Origin of the sequence: Ornithinimicrobium sp. INDO-MA30-4 (assembly GCF_021535045.1) — a bacterium.
Taxonomy (GTDB): domain Bacteria; phylum Actinomycetota; class Actinomycetes; order Actinomycetales; family Dermatophilaceae; genus Ornithinicoccus.
The window spans coordinates 549,125-569,342 of sequence record NZ_CP091056.1; the positions used below are offsets into that span (position 1 = coordinate 549,125).

The following is a 20,218-nucleotide window of genomic DNA, read 5'->3' on the forward strand; positions in this document are numbered from 1 at the left end:
TGGGTTGGGTTGAGGTTCTGTTTGTATGTTGAGAACTGCACAGTGGACGCGAGCATCTTTGTGAACTTTAAGTTTTTAAGGGCACACGGTGGATGCCTTGGTACCAGGAACCGAAGAAGGACGTAGGAATCTGCGATAAGCCTCGGGGAGTCGATAACCAGACATTGATCCGAGGATTTCCGAATGGGGAAACCCGGCTGGATTCATCTCCAGTTACTCCTGCCTGAATATATAGGGCAGGTAGAGGGAACGTGGGGAAGTGAAACATCTCAGTACCCACAGGAAGAGAAAACAATAGTGATTCCGTGAGTAGTGGCGAGCGAAAGCGGATCAGGCTAAACCGGTCATGTGTGATAGCTAGTAGGCGTTGCATGGTCGGGGTCGTGGGACATACCAGTTCTGAGTCTACTAACTCAGTGCGGAGTAAAAAATCATGTGCATAGGCGAGACGTTTGGAAAAACGTGGCATAGAGGGTGAGACCCCCGTAGCTGAAATGTGTGTGACTTCGTTGGTTTGTTCCCAAGTAGTACGGGGCTCGAGAAATCCCGTGCGAATCTGGCAGGACCACCTGCTAAGCCTAAATATTCCCTGGTGACCGATAGCGAACAAGTACCGTGAGGGAAAGGTGAAAAGTACCCCGGGAGGGGGTGAAATAGATCCTGAAACCGTGTGCTTACAATCCGTTGGAGCTGGACTGCGGTCTGGTGACAGCGTGCCTTTTGAAGAATGAGCCTGCGAGTTAGTGCTCAGTGGCGAGGTTAACCCGTGTGGGGAAGCCGTAGCGAAAGCGAGTCCTAATAGGGCGTTTGAGTCGCTGGGTCTAGACCCGAAGCGGAGTGATCTATCCATGGCCAGGTTGAAGCGCCGGTAAGACGGCGTGGAGGACCGAACCCACTTAGGTTGAAAACTGAGGGGATGAGCTGTGGATAGGGGTGAAAGGCCAATCAAACTCCGTAATAGCTGGTTCTCCCCGAAATGCATTTAGGTGCAGCGTCACGTGTTTCTTTCCGGAGGTAGAGCTACTGGATGGCTAATGGGCCTCACCAGGTTACTGACGTCAGCCAAACTCCGAATGCCGGAAAGTGAGAGCGTGGCAGTGAGACTGCGGGGGATAAGCTTCGTAGTCGAGAGGGAAACAGCCCAGATCATCAGCTAAGGTCCCTAAGCGTGTGCTAAGTGGGAAAGGATGTGGAGTTGCTGTGACAACCAGGAGGTTGGCTTAGAAGCAGCCACCCTTTAAAGAGTGCGTAATAGCTCACTGGTCAAGTGATTCCGCGCCGACAATGTAGCGGGGCTCAAGCACACCACCGAAGCTATGGCATTGATACATTGCCCGGCTACCCAACGTGTTTGGGTGGTCCAAGCGTATTGATGGGTAGGGGAGCGTCGTGTGGCGAGTGAAGCGGCGGAGTGATCCAGTCGTGGATGCCACACGAGTGAGAATGCAGGCATGAGTAGCGAAAGACGGGTGAGAAACCCGTCCGCCGAATATCCAAGGGTTCCAGGGTCAAGCTAATCTGCCCTGGGTAAGTCGGGACCTAAGGCGAGGCCGACAGGCGTAGTCGATGGACATCCGGTTGATATTCCGGAACCGGCGAAGAACCGCCCATGCTGAATCAGTTGATGCTAAACACCCAAAGCACGCGCGCTGAATCCTTCGGGATTCTTGTGTGTGGAGCGTGTGACCCGATTCTGTAGTAGGCAAGCGATGGAAGGACGCAGGAAGGTAGCCTCCGCGTGGCGATGGTTGTCCACGTCTAAGAGCGCAGGAACCGGGAGTGGTAAATCCGCCCGATATGTTCCGAGGCTTGATAGTGACCGCGTATGCGGGAAGTAGGGTGATCCTATGCTGCCTAGAAAATTTCCTAGCGAGGTTCGAGCCGCCCGTACCCCAAACCGACTCAGGTGGATAAGTAGAGAATACTAAGGCGATCGAGTGAATCGTGGTTAAGGAACTCGGCAAAATGCCCCCGTAACTTCGGGAGAAGGGGGCCGGATACGTGAAACCACTTGCTGGTTAGCGTTGAAGGCCGCAGAGACCAGGGAGAAGCGACTGTTTACTAAAAACACAGGTCCGTGCGAAGTCGTAAGACGATGTATACGGACTGACGCCTGCCCGGTGCTGGAACGTTAAGGGGATGGGTTAATCAACTTTGGTTGGTGAAGCTCGGAACTTAAGCGCCAGTAAACGGCGGTGGTAACTATAACCATCCTAAGGTAGCGAAATTCCTTGTCGGGTAAGTTCCGACCTGCACGAATGGCGTAACGACTTCTCCACTGTCTCAACCGCGAACTCGGCGAAATTGCACTACGAGTAAAGATGCTCGTTACGCGCAGCAGGACGGAAAGACCCCGGGACCTTTACTATAGTTTGGTATTGGTGTTCGAAACGGTTTGTGTAGGATAGGTGGGAGACTATGAAGCATGCACGCCAGTGTGTGTGGAGTCATCGTTGAAATACCACTCTGGTCGTTTTGGATTCCTAACCTCGGTCCGTGATCCGGATCAGGGACAGTGCCTGATGGGTAGTTTAACTGGGGCGGTTGCCTCCCAAAGAGTAACGGAGGCGCCCAAAGGTTCCCTCAGCCTGGTTGGTAATCAGGTTTCGAGTGTAAGTGCACAAGGGAGCTTGACTGCGAGACAGACATGTCAAGCAGACACGAAAGTGGGGACTAGTGACCCGACGGTGGCTTGTGGAAGCGCCGTCGCTCAACGGATAAAAGGTACCCCGGGGATAACAGGCTGATCCTGCCCAAGAGCTCATATCGACGGCATGGTTTGGCACCTCGATGTCGGCTCGTCGCATCCTGGGGCTGGAGTCGGTCCCAAGGGTTGGGCTGTTCGCCCATTAAAGCGGTACGCGAGCTGGGTTTAGAACGTCGTGAGACAGTTCGGTCCCTATCCGCTGCGCGCGTAGGAAACTTGAGAAGAGCTGTCCCTAGTACGAGAGGACCGGGATGGACGAACCACTGGTGTGTCAGTTGTCCTGCCAAGGGCACCGCTGATTAGCTACGTTCGGACGTGATAACCGCTGAAAGCATCTAAGCGGGAAGCACACTTCAAGATGAGGTTTCCATCAGGTTAATTCCTGGAGAGGCTCCCAGCTAGACTACTGGGTTGATAGGCCGGATGTGGAAGCACAGTAATGTGTGAAGCTGACCGGTACTAATAAGCCGATAACTTAAACAACAAAAATGCTACGCGTCCACTGTGTGGTTCCCGAGATACAAACAGGGAACCCCAACACACACCACACCACCACACCCAAAACAACCCCACAAGGTTGCACAACAGGGTGCCGGCAGGAGTAAACACTGTGTGTGTGAAAAAGGTTCAAACATCTGTTCGTAACACTCGACAACGTTACGGCGGTTATAGCGTCAGGGAAACGCCCGGTCACATTCCGAACCCGGAAGCTAAGCCTGACAGCGCCGATGGTACTGCACTGGGAACGGTGTGGGAGAGTAGGACACCGCCGGACAACCATTACGGTTAGCCCCGCGAACACAACCCCAGGGTTGTGTTCGCGGGGTCTAACTGCGTTCCCCCCAAACCCGACCAGCCAGCAGAGCCTCTTATACGGGCGCACGCACCAGCACAACGCCATGGCGGCGGGCCGTGCATGACGCGGCTGCGTCCCGTGCGTCCGTGAGACAATCGGGGTAAGTCTTTTTCGATGTTTGGGAGTTTTGCGTGAGTGAACGTAACGGTGGATTCCGTGGTGACAGTGGCCGGCAGGGCCACAGCCCACGTGGTGGTTCGAGTGGACAGGGTGCGTCTCGCTCGGGGCCCGGGGGCTATCGGGGTTCAGACGACTCGCGTCAAGGCCGCGGCTTTGGTTCTCGTGATGATCGGGGCCCGTCGGATCGACCTGTTGGGCCGCCTCGGGCCAAGGAGCCAGAGATTCCGTCGCACTTGGAAGCGAGCCAGGCTGACCGCTCGGTTTTCCGTGAGTTGCGCACACTCACCAAAGACAACGCTGAAGGCGTCGCCTTGCACTTGTTGGCGATTGAAGAGTTCCTTGAGAATGAAGAGTTGGACCGCGCCCAGGAGCACGCCCAAACTGCAGTTCGCCGAGCGGGACGAGTGCCGATTGTCCGTGAATACATGGGCTTGGTGCATTACCGCAAGGGGTGGTCAAAGGCTCTTTCCGAGTTCCGCACGGCTCGACGGATGTCGGGTTCTCACCACTTGTTGCCCCTGATTGCCGACACCGAGCGTGGCCTCGGCCGGCCGGAGAAGGCCATCGAGTTGGGCCAGAGCCGTGAGGTCGACACGCTGGCTGTGGCCGAGCGGATGGAAATGGCGGTCGTCGTTTCCGGTGCACGTCGCGACCTTGGCCAGACAGGTGCCGCTGTTCAAACGCTGCGCGAGATTGCCCGCACCATTCCCGCCAACCAGCCGTGGTCTGCTCGCGTCTACTACGCATACGCCGATGCCCTGATTGCCGACGACAAGCAAGAGGACGCGGCCGAGTGGCTGCAGCGCGCCGCGGATGCCGACGACCAGGGGCAGACCGATGCTGCAGAGCGGCTAGGCGACCCGGCGGAGGAGTTCATTGACCTCGACGACTTCGCTGAGGACGACTTTGACGCCGCCGAAGACAACGAGCGTGGTGCGGATGAGCGGCCACGGGAGTCAGGTCGTGACTGAACGGGCCTTTGACGGACTGATCATCGATTTGGACGGTGTGGTCTACACCGGTGCACTCCCGATCGAAGGTGCTGCTGAAGGCATCAGTTCGGCCCGTGAAGATGGTCTGAAGATTCTCTTTATGACCAACAACGCGGCCAAGAAACCTGCGGACGTGGTGGCGCACCTTGAGTCCGTTGGGGTCGCGGCGACCCCGGATGAAGTCCTCACTTCTAGCCAGGTGGCTGCCGCTTATGTCGTGAGTGAGTTGGGCGATGACATTGAGCAGGGACGCGTCTTGGCTGTTGGAGGCCCCGGGGTTTCCTATGCCCTCAATGAGGTCGGCGTTAGTCCGATGCTGCCTTCCCAGATCGCCAGCGATGGCCCGTCACAACCTTTCGTTGCCGTTGTTCAGGGCTATGGCCCAGAGTTGCGCGTGACGGATCTGCACGAGGCAGGCCTGGCCGTGAACGCAGGAGCCCTATGGGTCGCCACGAACACGGATGCGACTCTGCCCACCCCGCGAGGGATGGTGCCTGGCAACGGTGCGTTGGTTGCAGCCGTGGCTCACGGAACGGGAGCCACACCGGTGGTTGTCGGCAAGCCGCAGCCCTTCGCATACGAGATGGCACTGAAACGGTTGGGCCTACCCGCTGAGCGGGTCTTGGCTATCGGCGACCGTTTGGACACTGATATCGACGGCGCCATCGCTGCGAACGTGCCGGCCGCGCTGGTGTTGACCGGGTCAACACGGCCGCGGACGCGCAGGCCCGGCCTTCTCAAGACCAGCCCACCTTGATCGCGGCCGGGATCCCCGAGCTGCGCGCTACGTGGCTCGGCAAGGAATCTGTTTCCGGCTGATGGATAGTGAGCCCACCCCAGTCGGCGAGCCGCTCGAAATCAGTGCTCCCTGTGAAGTCACCGCCCCCACGAGAACGGGCGATGACCAGGTTGACGCGCTCTTAGCCGAGTTTCACCGGGCAGTCAGCGCCCCAGAAGGCGACTCAGTCGAAGCAGTTTCGGCGGCCCAACGGGGACTCCAGGCTCGGCTGGCTTCATCGTGAATGCTGAGACTCCAGCCGCCGATCGCCTTGATCGGATGGTGACATCACTAGGCCTTGCCCGTTCTCGGACCCAAGCCAGAGAGCTGATTCTTGCCGGTGCAGTCAGCGTGGGTGGACAGGTCGTCACCAAGCCGTCCGCGGTCGTCTCGGCGCACGATGTTGCAGTCGAGGCAACAGCTGAGCAGCGCTGGGTTGGTCGGGGGCGCAAAAATTAGCCGGCGCACTGGACCACTGGAGCGCCGAGTTGAGGGTGTCCGGTCGCAAGGCGCTTGATGTCGGGGCCTCCACCGGAGGCTTCACCCAGGTCCTCCTCGACGCGGGAGTCACTCACGTCATCGCCCTCGACGTCGGTCATGATCAACTCGTGGCCGAGCTAGCCAACGATGCCCGAGTGACAGACATGTCGGGCAAAAACATCCGGTCAACAACGGTTGAGGAGATCAATGGGGCAGTCAGCCTTTTGGTTGCCGACCTTTCGTTTATCCCCTATCAATCGTGATTCCGGCGATGGCTAGTCTGGTGACGTCCGATGCTGACCTTCTATTGCTAGCAAAACCGCAGTTTGAAGTCGGGCCGGACCGCGTGGGTCGCAACGGCATCGTGCGCAGTCACGAAGCCCGACGCGACGCGCTGCTGGCTGTGACGCGATCTATCTACACCTCTGGGTTGGCGATCAAAGACATCATGCCGTCGGTCATCACCGGTGGCGGTGGCAATCGGGAGTATGTCGTGTGGGCTAAGCCGGAACAGCCCGGGCTCTGGGATGAAGACACCGCCCGGGACAACGTTCAAGAAATTATCCGAAGGAGCACGAATGACTCGCAGGATCCTGCTCGTCTCGCACCCTGGCCGTCCGGAAGTTCCGGAGTTGATCGCCGAGTTCACCGAGCAACTCGGCCGACACGGCATCGAGGTTGACCTCCTTCCCGAATCCCGGGTTGTTGATGCGTCCAATCCCCGATCAGCGACGGAAGACGACGACCCCACGGCTGCCGCAGGCGCCGAACTGGTGGTCGTTTTGGCGGCGACGGCACGATTCTGCGGGGAGCTGAGCTGGCCAGGCCTGCCGGTGTTCCCTTGCTGGGGGTCAATCTCGGGCGGGTCGGCTTCTTGGCTGAGGCTGAGCGTGAAGAGATGTCGTGGACTGCTGAGCGCATCGTCGCTGGCGACTACTCGGTCGAAGAGCGAATGACTCTGGACGTCGAGGTCATCCACGAAGACGCCGTCATTTGTCAGAGCTGGGCAATGAATGAAGCCACGGTCGAGAAGGCCGCACGCGAGCGCCTCTTGGAGTTGCTGGTGGAGGTCGACGGACGGCCCCTGTCGAGTTGGGGCTGCGACGGAGTCGTCGTGGCAACCCCGACTGGCTCAACTGCCTACGCCTTCTCCGGGGGCGGCCCGGTTGTCTGGCCTGACGTGGCGGCAATCTTGGTTGTGCCGATCTCGGCGCATGCGCTCTTGCCCGACCGCTCGTGCTTGGCCCCGACACCCAACTCGCGGTTGAAGTCTCGCCGCAATCGCACGGTCGAGGCGTCATGTGGTGCGATGGCCGTCGAGCCTTCGACCTGCCCCACGGCGCCCGCGTTGAGGTCAAGCGTTCGTCGACGCCAGTGCGCCTCGCCAGGCTGACAAACTCGCCCTTTACCGACCGGCTGGTGGCCAAATTTGGCCTCAACGTCCAAGGCTGGCGCGGCGCTCCGCCAGCCAGTCAGCAGAAGGATTAAGCATGCTGCGCAGTTTGCGGATCTCTCAGCTCGGGGTCATTGACGATGCCGAGTTAGAGCTCTCGCCTGGCCTTAACGTGATCACCGGTGAGACCGGTGCCGGAAAGACGATGGTCGTCAGCGGTTTGGGTCTGTTGTTGGGCTCGAGGGCTGACGCTGGACTCGTGCGGGTCGGTGCTAGAGCCGCTGTAGTCGAAGGTGTCGCCGAAGTCGGTGAAGGGCATCAGGCCAGCCAGCGCGTCATTGAGGCTGGCGGCGAGGTTGACGACGGCAGCCTGATTTTGGTGCGGACGATTAACGCCGAGCGTGGTTCAAAGGCGCATGTCGGCGGACGAGCGGCCCCCATTGGCGTGTTGGCTGAGGTTGGTCAACATCTCGTCGCCGTCCATGGCCAGGCCGATCAGTGGCGCTTGCGCGACCCAGAGCAACACCGGATGATGCTGGACTCGGCTGGCGGAACAGTGCTAGCGAAGGCGAGAACCGCATACCAAGGGGCATTTAGCTCGTGGACGCGAGCTCAGAAAACACTGCTTGACCTCACGACCAGCGGCGCCGAGCGGGCTCGTGAGGCGCAGATGCTGCGCACAGCCCTGGATGAGATTGGTGCAATCAACCCAGCTGAGGGCGAAGAAGATGACCTGCAAGCTGATGAGGCGAGATTGGGTCATGCCACTGGTCTCAGGTCGGCCGCGCAGGCAACCCAAGTTGCCTTAGGCGGCGATGACGATGGCGGACCGCAGGACACCTCGGTGTTGGAGTTGCTTGCTCAGGCAGCGCATGAGCTGACACAGGTCAGCGAGCACGACCCAGCCATTGAAGGTTTCCGAGAGCGGCTGAATGAGATCAGCTATCTTTCCTCAGATTTGGCCACAGAGATGGCCTCTTATGCGAACTCGATTGATGCGGACCCCGGCAGGCTAGCTCAAGTCCAGCAGCGCCGCTCGACCATCACAGCGATGTTGCGTAACTACGGTGACAGCACCGCTGAGGTCTTGAAATGGGCCCAGGCATCAGCACTTCGATTGGCTGATTTGGACACTTCATCAGAGCGCATCGAGGCGGCCCAAGCTGAGGTCAAAGAGTCGGCCGCTGCCGTGGTCAAGCACGGAAAAAGTCTTCGCAGAGCACGCGAGAAGGGCGCAGCAGAACTATCGGCGAACGTTACCTCCGAGGTTCGCCACCTAGCGATGGGGTCGGCAACGGTTGAGGTAGTGGTCATCCCCAGGACGGCCAAATCTGGTGACGACGGCGCCCTTGAGGTAGCTGGCGCACGGTGCATACCTAGGCCACACGGGTTAGAGGACGTTGAAATACGGCTTGCGGCCAACCCTGGTGCGCCCGCACGATCGGTGACCAAAGCTGCCTCCGGCGGTGAACTGTCCCGCGTGATGTTGGCACTGGAGCTGGTCGCTTCGGCTAACGACGTGCCGACCTATGTCTTCGATGAGGTCGATGCCGGGGTAGGTGGGAGTGCGGCGCTTGACCTTGGCGCCCGATTGGCGAAACTGGCGCAAACGGCACAGGTCCTCGTCGTCACCCACTTAGGGCAAGTCGCTGCCTTTGCCGATCACCACCTGGTGGTCCAGAAAGACTCCGATGGACAGGTGACTTCCAGCGACGTGCACGCGGTCACCGGCAACGACCGCGTGGTCGAGATTGCCAGGATGTTAGGTGGGGTCACGGACTCGGCCGCCGCACTGGAACACGCGCGTGAGTTGCTCGCCGACAACTCGCGAACTTTCGCTTCACACGGTTAGGGCTTAGTCGCTAAGCGTCCAAAGGTGATCAGTTGCACGCACGAGAAGCGCTCCAACGGGGTGTCGGGCATGACACGATGGGGACAACATGTCACTTTTCGGTCGGCTACCTTCCGCTGACCCGGATGGAAGCCCAGTACAAGGGACCCTCCGGGTTGATGCGCGAACGAAAAATCTGACCAAAAGGCTGCAGGTCGGCGATATTGCCGTCATCCTGCATGAGGACCTGGATCAGGTTTCTGCCAACGCACTTGTGGCGTGCAAACCAGTGGCTGTCGTCAATGGGGCTAAATCGACCAGTGGTGCCTATCCGAACCGTGGCCCGCAAATCTTGATTGATGCGGGCATTCCGTTGATTGATGCCGCGGGGGCTGAAGTTCTCGATGCGCTGCCCGAGGGGAGCCTAGCTCGCATCGAAGGCAACACGGTTTTCGTTGATGACGAGGCGGTCGCTCACGGTGATCTGCTCAGTGCCGAGGACGTAGCGGCTGCGACCGAGCTTGCAAAGACCCAAGTTTCCGCACAAATCGAGTCTTTCGCCCGCAACACCATGGAGTATGTGCAGGTTGAGCAAGACCTGCTGCTCGACGGCATCGACTTGCCACCACTGCGTACCCCAATGCAGGACCGTTACGTCTTGGTTGTGGTGCGCGGATATCACTACAAAGAAGACCTGGTCGCGCTGCGTCCGTTTATCCGCGAAGCAGACCCCGTCTTGATCGGCGTCGACGGCGGAGCCGACGCGCTCCTGGAGTTGGGCTATCGCCCCGACGTCATCGTCGGCGACATGGACTCAGTCAGTGACGCCTCCCTGACCAGCGGAGCCGAGATCGTGGTGCACGCCTATCGTGACGGCCGTGCTCCAGGGCTAGAGCGAGTCGAGGCCCTCGGGGTCCAGCAACCCATCGTGCTGCCTGCCACCGGGACCAGCGAAGACATCGCGATGTTGCTGGCTGATGGCCTTGGCGCATCGTTGATCGTCGCAGTGGGCACCCACGCGACCCTGGTGGAGTTCTTGGACAAGGGCCGCAAAGGTATGGCCAGCACCTTTTGACCCGACTCCGGGTCGGGTCAAAGCTAGTCGACGCTAAAGGCGTGAGTTTGCTCTACCGGTCGCGGATTTCCACGATCTCGCTGATGTGGTTGGTGCTGGCTGGAGCACTGGCTTTGCTGGCTGCGCTGGGCGCGACGGCTGGTGGGCGAACCATTCTGAGCGTGTTTATGCTGCGCCTTGATGACTTGTTTGCATGGATAGGTGGGGTGCTTCCCTGGTGATTGATTTTAGGTATCACGTCGTCTCGCTGGTGGCGGTCTTTATCGCGCTAGCGGTGGGGATCGTGCTGGGTGCTGGGCCGCTGCGGGGGCAGTTGTCGGACACCATTGAGGGTCAAGTGGCTGAGCTCGGCGAAGAGCGCAATGTGCTGCGGGCTGACCTGGCCCTGCAGGAGCGACGCGCAGACACTCGTGAAGACCTTTTGGATGAGGTCACGCCGGATCTCGTTGCTGGGCTCCTGACGGATCAGAGCGTTGCCGTCGTCGAGCTTCCTGATGCCGACACTGATGCTGCAGATGACCTAGCTCTAGCGGTGACCCAAGCGGGTGGGACAGTCGCACCGCGGCTGCAGATCCTGAACGATTGGGATGACCCTGAGCTTGCCGAGGAACGTGCAGCTGCAGCCCAAGAAATGTCCGCCGTCTGGGGTGCAGGATTCGCCACTCCAGAGAATGCGACCGCTGAGGCAACCTTGGCAACAGCGATCACCGGCTGGGGTCCAGATGGCAGCGTCTACTCAGGTGATTTGGGGCAGAGCATCCTTGAAGAGGCTGGCTTCATCTCGGTGTCTCGCGCTGGCAGCGGTGCCATCGTGCCGGGCACGTCAGCGATCGAGCCGGTTTCGATGGTGATTTTGGTTGCCGGCAGTTCACCTGAGCCGGAAAGCGCCGACACCGACGCCGAGCCCCAAGAAACGTCACTCGTTCAGGCTCTTGGCCAGACAGACAGCGCAATCTTGGTTGCTGGCGAAGGCACAGAACAGCCTTCCGGCAATGTTGAAGCCCTCGCTGCTCACCCACTATTGAGCACTGTCCGGGCAGACTCAGACTTGGCGAGCGAAGTCTCCACCGTCGATAACGTCGACTCGGCGCTCGGCCGGCTAAGCGTTGTCTGGTCCCTGGCCTGGCTAGCCTCAGACCAGGTCGGCCACTTCGGATTCGCAGACGATGCGGGTGCCTCTAGTGCGCCAGACCCGGTGACCACTAACGATCGAGTTCCGACGCCGTGAGCACCGCTGGCCACCAGTTAGCGATCTTGGCTGGCAGCGCAGCTTTCACTGCAGCAGCCACAGCCTGGTGGCGAAACCGTGGCGTGCCAGGGGACACCAGCGGTGGAGCCGGACTAACCACGCTGGCCAGAACGTCAGCCTGCTCGAAGGTCCATCCCTGGTGTTAGGCACCTCAGCGGCTCTTGCCTGCAGCGACCCGACCAGCGCGGTGTTGTGTCTGGCTGGGGGCAGCGTTGGGGCGTGGGATGACCTACATCCCGATGCAGCGCGCAAGGGCCTGGCCGGACACTTGGGTGCGTTGACGCGCGGAGAGGTCAGTCCGGGTGCGCTAAAAATCCTTGGATTGGGCAGTAGCGCCGTCATCGCCGCCTGGGTGGATCAACGCGGCGATGAAAACGCGGGATGGGCAGACCTCGTGCTGGGGTCAGTCCTGGTCGCTGGGGCTGCAAACCTGATTAACCTCTTTGATCTGCGGCCTGGGCGGGCGCTGAAGGTCGCGGCGCTCTCTTCACTGGCCTTGTGGCACCGCCGCGACTCTGCAGTGGCTGCCGTGCTTGGTGCGTCCCTGGCTGGCCTTCCGCTGACCTCGCTGGTCAGTCGATGATGGGGGATACCGGCGCCAACCCGATCGGTGCGTTGCTCGGTCTGGGGGCCATGCGGTCACTGAGTCGCACTGAGAGGCTGGTCGCCACGAGTGCCGTGGTTGGGCTTACTTTGCTTTCTGAGCGCGTGAGTTTTTCAGCGGTGATCGCCAACACCCCGTGCTGCGTGAATTGGATCAGTGGGGACGCGCGTGAAGCGAAGTAGCCGTGAGCGGGTCTAGCCCGCGGCTAGCCACGGGTGGCTTCGCTGCTGCTGCGGGCGGGGTCGCCATCATGACGCTGCTCTCGCGGCTTGTTGGTCTAGCCCGTTGGGTTGTCTTTTCCAGCATGGTCGGTGCGACCTGCGTTGGTGACGCCTACGCCACCACCAACCAACTTCCGAATGTCTTGTATGAGGTGGCAGTCGGCGGAGCCTTAGCCGCCGTCATCGTGCCGATCGTGGCGAGATACTTGGCCGAAGGAGACGAGCGATCCGCTGATGCTTTGGCAGCGCGGCGCTGACCTGGGCAATCTCCATTACCCTTCCGATCGCGCTGCTGCTGATGGTCACAGCGGGGCCAATCTCGGGTGCGCTGATGGGGTCGAGCCAGGGGTGCTCAGCGGCGGCAACGGCAGACATGGCTGCCTTGATGCTGCTGCTTTTGCACCGCAGATTGTCTTCTACGCGGTAGGGGTGGTGCTCACCGGCATACTGCAGGCACACCGCAGGTTCTTGGCTGCCGCCACCGCACCATTGCTCTCGAGCGTGGTCGTGATCGCCACCTATTTTGCGTTTGGTCAGGTTGCCGATCCGGCGGCGGAAGTGGCTTCGACTGCTTCTATCGTGCTGCTGGCGGGCGGCACAACCCTCGGGGTCGTCGCGATGAGTCTGCCCCTCATCATTCCGGCGTGGCGCACTGGCGCCCGGATGCGTCTGAGTTGGCGCTTCCCCGACGACAGTGCTCGGATCGCTCGCGCCTTAGCGCTCGCCGGTGTCATCGCCGTCGCGGCCCAACAACTGACCGTCCTGCTGACTATTGTCGCGAGCAGGCGAGTCGACCTCGGCGTCGTGAACGCCTACAACTACACCCAGACGGTCTATTTGCTGCCGTATGCGGTGCTCGTCGTTCCGGTCGCGACAGTGGCTTTTCCCCGGTTGGCGGATAAATCGCAAGCAAGCCAGGTGCTCAGCCGGACGGCCAGTCTGATCCTGGTCACCGGCACTGCTGCCGCGTTGATCCTGATCGCGAGCAGGGAGCAGATCGGGGACTTCTGGTTGGCCATTGATGCTGGCGGCGACGGACCTGGCAACGTGGCCCTGCGCGCATCGCCCACGGCGATCGCAGCCTTCGCTCCTGGCCTGGTGGGTTTCGGCCTGATGGCGCTTGCCTCCCGAGCGCTGTATGCCGCGGGCCGGCCTCGGCGGGCAGCCATTGGCCAAAGCCTCGCCTGGGTTGTCGCTGGGCTTGGGCCGCTGATCGTCTGGTTTGGTGGTGCCGGTTGGGGTGCTGCGCCGGCGCTGGCGACCATCGGTCTGGCCTCATCGCTGGGGATGACGGTGGGCGGCCTGGTACTTGCGCGGTGGGCGAGCCAAGAATTTGCCGGTGCTCAACTAGGGCCGCCATTGCGGTTGCTCGCCAGTCTGGGCGTGACCGCCATCCTGGTCCTGGCGGCCCCCTTGCTCTGGCCCTATGACGCGTTGGCCGGGGCGAGCACTTGGTGGGGAGCCCTCATTTCCGCCGGCTTGATTTCGGTCGCGGCCCTGCTGACTTTGGCGCTGGTTCTTGCTGTTATTGACCGTTCGACCTACCGAAGTTTGGGTGGCGCTGTTACCCAGCGCTTGCGCCGTCGGTCACACTAGGGCCGTGCCTCAACAACCTGATCATCTCCGTGTCTTGCTCGTGACAGGTCTCGTCGCGGGCGGCATCGGGCAGCATGTCCGCCAGCTAGCCCGAGGTCTTGCCAGCAGGGGTCAGCAGATTTCGGTGGCTGCCCCACAGTCGGTGATTGACCAGTTCGAGATGCACGAGTTCTCCGACTCAGCGGCAGCCTTTGAGGTTGGCTCGCGTCCATCCTTGGCGGCAGATCGTCGGGCGCTCTCGGCGTTAGCTCAGCGCATGGTCGGTCAGGATGTTGTGCACGCCCATGGTGTCCGCGCCGGGGCTCTGGCGGTGTTTGCCCGACGACGCCTGATGACCATGGAAACGCAGGAGATTCCGGCCCTGGTCGTGACCCTGCACAATGCGGCACCAGAGCGCGGGCTCTCCCGCGTCATACACCAGCAGTTGCAACGGGTGGTCGCTAAGGGCAGTGACCTCGTCTTGGCAGTGTCACCGGATCTGGCCGCCGAGATCAGCGCAGGGCCCGATGTGGCGTGTGAGCTTGCCGTCGTCCCGGCCGTGCCAAATCCTCGTGCGGAACTGACGCCAGCCCAAGCACAGGCATTGCGGACTGAATTGGGCCTTGAAGAAGGCCAAACGATCTTTGTCACGGCCGCCCGCCTGACCCGACAGAAAGGTCTGACCCGACTGCTGGAGGCTGTCGCGCAACTGGCCCGGGAAGAGGGGCCACTCAACGCGCGATGGCTAATCGCCGGGGATGGGCCGGACCGGGAACGCCTCCAGGCGCGAATCATCAATGAGAGCCTGCCGATTGGTCTTCTTGGTCACCGCACGGATGTCCCCAGTTTGTTGGCGCTCGCAGACGTGGCGGTTTCTGCAGCGCGCTGGGAAGGACAGCCCGTGTGGATTCAGGAAGCATTACACGCCGGTTGCGCCATCGTCGCGACGAACGTCGGCGGGACCAACACCGTGTTGGCAGGCGCCGGGTGGCTCGTCGACGGAGATGACCGCGGTGTTGCCTCGGGGCTGCGCTATGCATTCGCTGAGTTGTTGGCCGACGATGGTGAGCAACAGATTTGGGCGCAGCGGGCACGGGCCAGGTCGGGCCAACTCCCCACCACAGATGATGCTCTGGATGCTGTATTGCTGGCCTACGGCAGCGTTGGTGCAACAATCTGAGCAGAAGTCGCGTAGGCTGGAATCCCGTGGTGGAAACAACGAAACATATCTTTGTCACCGGCGGTGTCGCCTCTTCCTTGGGCAAGGGGCTGACTGCTTCGAGCCTCGGATTCTTGCTCCGTAGCCGTGGTCTGAAAGTCACGATGCAAAAGCTTGATCCCTACATCAACGTGGACCCGGGAACGATGAACCCGTTCCAGCATGGCGAGGTGTTTGTCACCGAAGACGGTGCCGAATGCGACCTAGACATCGGGCATTACGAACGCTTCCTGAATGTAAACCTCCGTGGTCGCGCCAATGTGACGACCGGGCAGGTCTACGACAACGTCATTGCAAAGGAGCGACGCGGCGAGTACCTCGGTGACACGGTGCAAGTGATCCCGCACATCACCAACGAGATCAAGTCTCGGATGCGGGCCGACGCTGCAGGCGACGAAGCCGATCGCCCCGACATCATCATCACCGAGATCGGTGGGACAGTCGGTGACATTGAGTCGCTGCCATTCCTCGAAGCTGCTCGCCAGGTCCGTCACGACGTGGGTCGCAGCAACTGCTTCTTCCTCCACGTTTCGCTCATCCCGTATCTGGCGCCAAGCGGGAGTTGAAGACCAAGCCGACTCAGCACTCGGTGGCCATGCTGCGCCAGGTTGGTATCAGCCCTGACGCCATCGTCTGTCGCGCCGACCGGCCCATCCCCGACTCCATCAAGCGCAAGATTTCACTGATGTGTGACGTTGACGACGACGCCGTGGCCAACGCCATCGATGCCGAGAGCATTTATGACATCCCTAAGGTGCTGCACTCCGAGGGCCTCGACGCCTATGTGGTGCGGCACCTCGGTCTGCCGTTCCGCGACGTCGACTGGAGCCAGTGGGATCAACTGCTACGGCGCGTGCATCAACCTGAGCACGATGTCGAAATCGCCTTGGTCGGCAAATATGTCGATCTGCCGGATGCCTACTTGTCGATCACCGAAGCGATGCGCGCCGGTGGCTTCGCGAACGACGCGAAGGTCAACATTCGCTGGGTTGCCTCCGACCAGTGCGCGACTGAATCAGGCGCAGCGAAGGCGCTCGGGGAGTAGACGCCATCTTGGTGCCCGGCGGCTTCGGCGTACGCGGCATCGAGGGCAAGATCGGTGCCTTGCGGTGGGCCCGCGAGCGCAAGGTGCCCACCCTGGGCATCTGCCTCGGGTTGCAGGCCATGGTCATCGAGTATGCACGCCACCAGGCTGGAATTGAGGGTGCCAGCTCGACGGAGTTTGAGGCGGACAGCCCAGCGCCGGTGATCGCCACCATGGCTGAACAGATGGCGTTCGTTGAAGGAGCAGGGGACCTGGGCGGCACCATGCGGCTGGGCTCCTACCCAGCAACATTGGTGGCGGGCTCGGTCACGGCCCAGGCTTACGGCACCACCGAGGTGACCGAACGGCACCGACACCGCTACGAGGTCAACAACGACTATCGCGACCACCTGACGGCAGCCGGATTCGTCATTTCCGGCACGTCGCCGGACGGGCAGTTGGTGGAGTTCGTCGAACTACCCGCAGATGAGCACCCCTACTACGTGGCAACCCAGGCCCACCCAGAGTTCAAGAGTCGCCCCGATCAGGCACACCCGCTCTTTGAAGGTTTGGTCGCGGCCGCCGTCGAGGCACAGCGCAGCCAGCGACTGGTCGAGGTCGAACGGAACGCTGCGTCATGACCTTGAACGTCCCGCTTGCTGACCGCGCGGAACTAGTCGATGAACTAACCAGCAAGACCGTCCTGGAATCCGCAGTCGTCTATCAGGGTCGAGTGTGGGACGTCGTGTCCGAGCGCGTCGATCTTGGTGACGCCGGTGAAGTCACTCGTGACTTCGTGGATCACCCTGGGGCAGTGGCGATCTTGGTCCTGCGCGAGGATCGCGGCCAGCCTGAGATCTTGCTGTTGCAGCAGTACCGTCACCCAGTTCGAGCAAATGAGTGGGAGTTGCCGGCCGGGTTGCTCGATGTCGAGGGTGAGGAGCCGGTGGTTGGCGCTGCTCGGGAGTTGGCCGAGGAAGCCGATCTGCGGGCGCAGCGATGGGACCTGCTTGCTGAGGAAGTCTCCTCGCCGGGCGGTGTGTCCGAGGCCTTGCGGATCTTCTTGGCCCGCGACCTGACTGACATACCTGCGGATGAGCGGTTTGAGCGGACCGACGAAGAGGCCGATCTGGTCCTGCGCTGGGTCGCTCTTGACGATGCCGTTGAGGCCGTGATGGCTGGCAAGTTGCGCAACGCAACGACCATGATCGGGGTGCTGAGCGCTGCGCGTGCCATGGAAACGGGATGGCAGTCTCTGCGCGATCCCCGTGAGCCGTGGCTGTCTCACCCACGCCGTAGACTTACCGATTCCACAACAACCAAGAACAAAGGATGAATTGTGCTCCGCACTCACCAGGCTGGCTCACTTCGAGCCGAGCATGCCGCCAACGACGCAACTGTGACCCTGACCGGGTGGGTTGATCGTCGTCGCGATCACGGCGGAGTGGCGTTCTTGGATTTGCGGGACGCTTCTGGAGTCGTCCAGGTTGTTGCCCGTGACGAGGTGCTTGCCCAGGGCGGTGCACACGAGTTGCGCAACGAATACTGCATCAAGGTTGTCGGCACGGTGCGCAGCCGCCCTGAGGGCAACGCCAACGCTGAGTTGCCGACCGGTGACGTCGAAGTGCTGGCCAACGACCTTGAGGTGCTCAGCGAAGCGGCCCCGTTGCCGTTCCAGATTGATGAGCGGGTGACCGTTGGCGAGGAAGCCCGCTTGCGGCACCGCTATCTCGACATGCGTCGCCCCGGCGCAAACTCTGCTGGTGCCAACCTGCGCCTACGCAGCAAGGTCAACGCAGCCGCGCGGTCGGTCTTGGCCGAGCAAGACTTCGTCGAGATCGAAACGCCGACCCTGACGCGCTCAACCCCTGAAGGTGCTCGCGACTTCCTGGTCCCGGCGCGGTTGCAGCCTGGCGCTTGGTACGCCTTGCCGCAGAGCCCCCAGTTGTTTAAGCAGTTGCTGATGGTTGGTGGCATGGAGCGCTACTACCAAATCGCTCGCTGCTACCGCGACGAGGACTTCCGCGCTGACCGTCAGCCCGAGTTCACCCAACTCGATGTTGAGATGAGCTTTGTCGAGCAAGCAGACGTCATCGCGCTCGGTGAGCAGATCGCCAAGGCCGTGTGGGCGACCATCGGTGTCGACCTGCCCACGCCCTTCCCGCAGATGACCTATGCCGACGCTATGGCTGGCTATGGCTCGGACAAGCCAGATCTGCGTTTTGGTTTGGAATTGGTGGAGTGCACTGACTATTTCGCCAACACACCTTTCCGGGTCTTCCAGGCGGAGTATGTCGGTGCGGTCGTGATGCCCGGTGGTGGCAGCCAGCCTCGTCGCCAGTTTGATGCCTGGCAGGATTGGGCTAAGCAGCGCGGCGCCAAGGGGCTGGCCTACGTCACCATCGTCGACGACGGCACGCTGGCTGGGCCAGTCGCCAAGAATCTGAGCGAAGAAGAGCGGGCCGGCCTTGCCGAGCACGTGGGCGCCAAGCCCGGCGACTGCGTATTCTTCGCCGCCGGCGCTGCGAAGGCTTCTCGCTCGCTGTTGGGTGCGGCACGTCTGGAGATCGGCCACCGCGTTGGCATCATCGACGAGTCGGCGTGGTCCTTCCTTTGGGTTCTCGACGCCCCCATGTTCGAGCCCGCCTCTGAGGCGGTTGCTGCCGGTGACGTTGCCGTGGGAGCTGGCAAGTGGACCGCTGTCCACCACGCCTTCACCTCGCCCAAGGCCGAGTTCATGGACTCCTTGACACTGAGCCTGGCGAAGCGCTTGCCTATGCCTACGACATGGTCTGCAACGGCAACGAGATCGGTGGCGGCTCTATCCGTATCCACCGTCGCGACATCCAGGAGCGCGTCTTTGGCGTCATGGGATTGAGCCCCGAAGATGCCGACGAGAAGTTCGGCTTCTTGCTCGAGGCGTTCAAGTTCGGCGCCCCACCGCACGGCGGGATCGCCTTCGGTTGGGACCGCGTCGTGGCACTGCTTGCTGGCACTGACTCGATCCGCGATGTCATTGCCTTCCCCAAGTCTGGTGGCGGCTTTGACCCGTTGACCTCTGCTCCGGCCGCGATCACGTCCGAGCAGCGCAAGGAGGCTGGTGTGGATTCCAAGCCAGCACCTGCCAAGACCGATGAGGCCCAGCAGGGCTGATCACCATCGTCAAAGGCCGTCTCGCAGCACGCGAGGCGGCCTTGACGTTCAGCCCCGAGGGTTAGTGTGAGTGACGATGACTGAACCAGCCGATTTGTTCGACTCTGGCGCTGACACCAGCGGCCCAGATCTTCGACCTCCACTAGCGGTGCGTATGCGTCCGGCGTCGCTCGACGAGGTGGTCGGACAGGGCGACGTGTTGCGTCCCGGCAGTCCGCTGCGGCGGCTGATCGAGGGCGGCGCAGGACAGGCTGGTCCACTGTCAGCCATTCTGTGGGGTCCACCTGGAACGGGCAAGACCACGTTGGCCAACTTGGTCGCCCAAGCTAGTGGGCGACGGTTCGTGCAACTTTCCGCCGTCACAGCGGGGGTCAAAGACGTTCGTGCTGTGATGGATGAGGCAACTCGTCAGCGCAATATGCACGGGCGGGCCACCGTTCTGTTTTTGGACGAAATCCACCGATTCACCAAGGCCCAGCAGGATGCTCTGCTGCCCGGTGTCGAGAACCGTCTGATCATTTTGGTGGCTGCGACCACCGAGAACCCGTCCTTCAGCATCATCGCGCCGCTGTTGTCCCGCTCTGTTCTCGTCACGTTGGGCTCGATCCCCGATGAGGACATCGCCACGTTGATTGACCGGGCGCTGAGCGATGAGCGTGGCCTCGACAATTCGGTGGAGTTGGACGAGGAGGCAAAATCCGCCATCGTGCGCCTCTGCGGCGGCGATGGTCGGCGTGCCCTGACGACGTTGGAGGCCTCGGCTGGAGTGGCTGCCGATGCTGCCTACGAAAGCGGTGCGAGCAAGACTGTCCAGATCACGGTGGATCATGTGCAGCAGGCCATGGCGCACGCGATAGTGCGGTATGACCGTGCTGGAGATCAGCATTACGACGTGGCTAGTGCCTTCATTAAGTCGATGCGCGGTAGCGACGTTGACGCGG

At 61.3% G+C, this 20,218-nt stretch carries 15 protein-coding genes, 2 rRNA genes and 5 pseudogenes; all 22 read left to right on the plus strand.

Annotated elements, in window-relative coordinates; translation table 11 throughout:
- Window positions 1-65: 65 nt before the first annotated feature.
- Window positions 66-3,190: ribosomal RNA gene (locus L0A91_RS03225) — 23S ribosomal RNA — on the plus strand.
- Between the two features lie 175 nt (window positions 3,191-3,365).
- Window positions 3,366-3,482: ribosomal RNA gene (gene rrf, locus L0A91_RS03230) — 5S ribosomal RNA — on the plus strand.
- A gap of 434 nt (window positions 3,483-3,916) precedes the next feature.
- Window positions 3,917-4,654: a lipopolysaccharide assembly protein LapB gene (locus L0A91_RS03235; protein WP_235245848.1), complete on the plus strand. Its 738-nt coding sequence runs from the start codon at window positions 3,917-3,919 to the stop codon at window positions 4,652-4,654.
- Window positions 4,647-5,432 carry an HAD-IIA family hydrolase gene (locus tag L0A91_RS03240; RefSeq protein WP_235245849.1) on the plus strand — a complete coding sequence of 262 codons (786 nt, stop codon included), beginning with the start codon at window positions 4,647-4,649 and terminating at the stop codon, window positions 5,430-5,432. Before L0A91_RS03235 ends, L0A91_RS03240 begins: the two co-directional genes overlap by 8 nt.
- A gap of 61 nt (window positions 5,433-5,493) precedes the next feature.
- Window positions 5,494-5,697 (plus strand): hypothetical protein, encoded by a 204-nt coding sequence (locus tag L0A91_RS03245; protein ID WP_235245850.1) that lies wholly within the window; start codon window positions 5,494-5,496, stop codon window positions 5,695-5,697.
- On the plus strand, window positions 5,694-5,912 hold the full coding sequence (locus L0A91_RS03250) for a S4 domain-containing protein (protein ID WP_235245851.1): 219 nt from the start codon (window positions 5,694-5,696) through the stop codon (window positions 5,910-5,912). Before L0A91_RS03245 ends, L0A91_RS03250 begins: the two co-directional genes overlap by 4 nt.
- A 35-nt stretch (window positions 5,913-5,947) precedes the next feature.
- Complete coding sequence (locus L0A91_RS03255) at window positions 5,948-6,196, plus strand: SAM-dependent methyltransferase (protein WP_235245852.1); 249 nt, start codon at window positions 5,948-5,950, stop codon at window positions 6,194-6,196.
- Window positions 6,197-6,204: 8 nt separating this feature from the next.
- Entirely contained in the window at window positions 6,205-6,615 is a 411-nt protein-coding gene (locus L0A91_RS03260; RefSeq protein ID WP_235245853.1) for an SAM-dependent methyltransferase, read from the plus strand.
- Window positions 6,512-7,421 (plus strand): annotated as a pseudogene (locus tag L0A91_RS03265) (NAD kinase). Before L0A91_RS03260 ends, L0A91_RS03265 begins: the two are co-directional and overlap by 104 nt.
- 2 nt (window positions 7,422-7,423) lie before the next feature.
- A complete protein-coding gene (gene recN / locus L0A91_RS03270) occupies window positions 7,424-9,178 on the plus strand; it encodes a DNA repair protein RecN (RefSeq protein WP_235245855.1) in 1,755 nt (584 codons plus the stop codon).
- A gap of 88 nt (window positions 9,179-9,266) precedes the next feature.
- Window positions 9,267-10,453 (plus strand): annotated as a pseudogene (gene steA, locus L0A91_RS03275) (putative cytokinetic ring protein SteA).
- Entirely contained in the window at window positions 10,450-11,460 is a 1,011-nt protein-coding gene (locus tag L0A91_RS03280; protein ID WP_235245856.1) for a copper transporter, read from the plus strand. The pseudogene steA and the gene L0A91_RS03280 overlap by 4 nt, the downstream one beginning before the upstream one ends.
- Entirely contained in the window at window positions 11,457-11,627 is a 171-nt protein-coding gene (locus tag L0A91_RS03285; protein WP_235245857.1) for a hypothetical protein, read from the plus strand. Before L0A91_RS03280 ends, L0A91_RS03285 begins: the two co-directional genes overlap by 4 nt.
- The gene (locus tag L0A91_RS03290; RefSeq protein ID WP_235245858.1) at window positions 11,621-12,064 is read left to right on the plus strand and encodes a hypothetical protein; all 444 of its coding nucleotides are present in this window, start codon (window positions 11,621-11,623) and stop codon (window positions 12,062-12,064) included. The genes L0A91_RS03285 and L0A91_RS03290 overlap by 7 nt, the downstream gene beginning before the upstream one ends.
- Window positions 12,065-12,269: 205 nt before the next feature.
- Window positions 12,270-12,563 (plus strand): lipid II flippase MurJ, encoded by a 294-nt coding sequence (locus L0A91_RS03295; RefSeq protein WP_235245859.1) that lies wholly within the window; start codon window positions 12,270-12,272, stop codon window positions 12,561-12,563.
- Window positions 12,541-13,902, plus strand: coding sequence for a murein biosynthesis integral membrane protein MurJ (gene murJ / locus L0A91_RS03300; RefSeq protein WP_235245860.1), 1,362 nt, complete (start codon window positions 12,541-12,543; stop codon window positions 13,900-13,902). The genes L0A91_RS03295 and murJ overlap by 23 nt, the downstream gene beginning before the upstream one ends.
- A gap of 40 nt (window positions 13,903-13,942) precedes the next feature.
- Window positions 13,943-15,061, plus strand: a complete 1,119-nt coding sequence (locus L0A91_RS03305; protein WP_235245861.1) for a glycosyltransferase family 4 protein — start codon at window positions 13,943-13,945, stop codon at window positions 15,059-15,061.
- A gap of 29 nt (window positions 15,062-15,090) precedes the next feature.
- Window positions 15,091-16,145: pseudogene (locus L0A91_RS18205) on the plus strand (CTP synthase).
- A gap of 11 nt (window positions 16,146-16,156) precedes the next feature.
- Complete coding sequence (locus L0A91_RS18210) at window positions 16,157-16,765, plus strand: glutamine amidotransferase-related protein (RefSeq protein WP_311197979.1); 609 nt, start codon at window positions 16,157-16,159, stop codon at window positions 16,763-16,765.
- Complete coding sequence (locus tag L0A91_RS03315; protein WP_235245862.1) at window positions 16,762-17,460, plus strand: NUDIX hydrolase; 699 nt, start codon at window positions 16,762-16,764, stop codon at window positions 17,458-17,460. The genes L0A91_RS18210 and L0A91_RS03315 overlap by 4 nt, the downstream gene beginning before the upstream one ends.
- Window positions 17,461-17,463: 3 nt before the next feature.
- A pseudogene (gene aspS / locus L0A91_RS03320) lies at window positions 17,464-19,277 on the plus strand (aspartate--tRNA ligase).
- A gap of 154 nt (window positions 19,278-19,431) precedes the next feature.
- Window positions 19,432-20,139 (plus strand): annotated as a pseudogene (locus L0A91_RS19495) (AAA family ATPase); the annotation flags it as partial.
- Window positions 20,140-20,218: the final 79 nt, after the last annotated feature.

Coding starts and splice junctions, on each gene's coding strand:
- L0A91_RS03315 (WP_235245862.1), top strand. CDS start 16,762: ATGACCTTGAACGTCCCGCTTGCTGACCGCGCGGAACTAGTCGATGAA.
- recN (WP_235245855.1), top strand. CDS start 7,424: ATGCTGCGCAGTTTGCGGATCTCTCAGCTCGGGGTCATTGACGATGCC.
- murJ (WP_235245860.1), top strand. CDS start 12,541: ATGCTTTGGCAGCGCGGCGCTGACCTGGGCAATCTCCATTACCCTTCC.
- L0A91_RS03260 (WP_235245853.1), top strand. CDS start 6,205: ATGGCTAGTCTGGTGACGTCCGATGCTGACCTTCTATTGCTAGCAAAA.
- L0A91_RS03245 (WP_235245850.1), top strand. CDS start 5,494: ATGGATAGTGAGCCCACCCCAGTCGGCGAGCCGCTCGAAATCAGTGCT.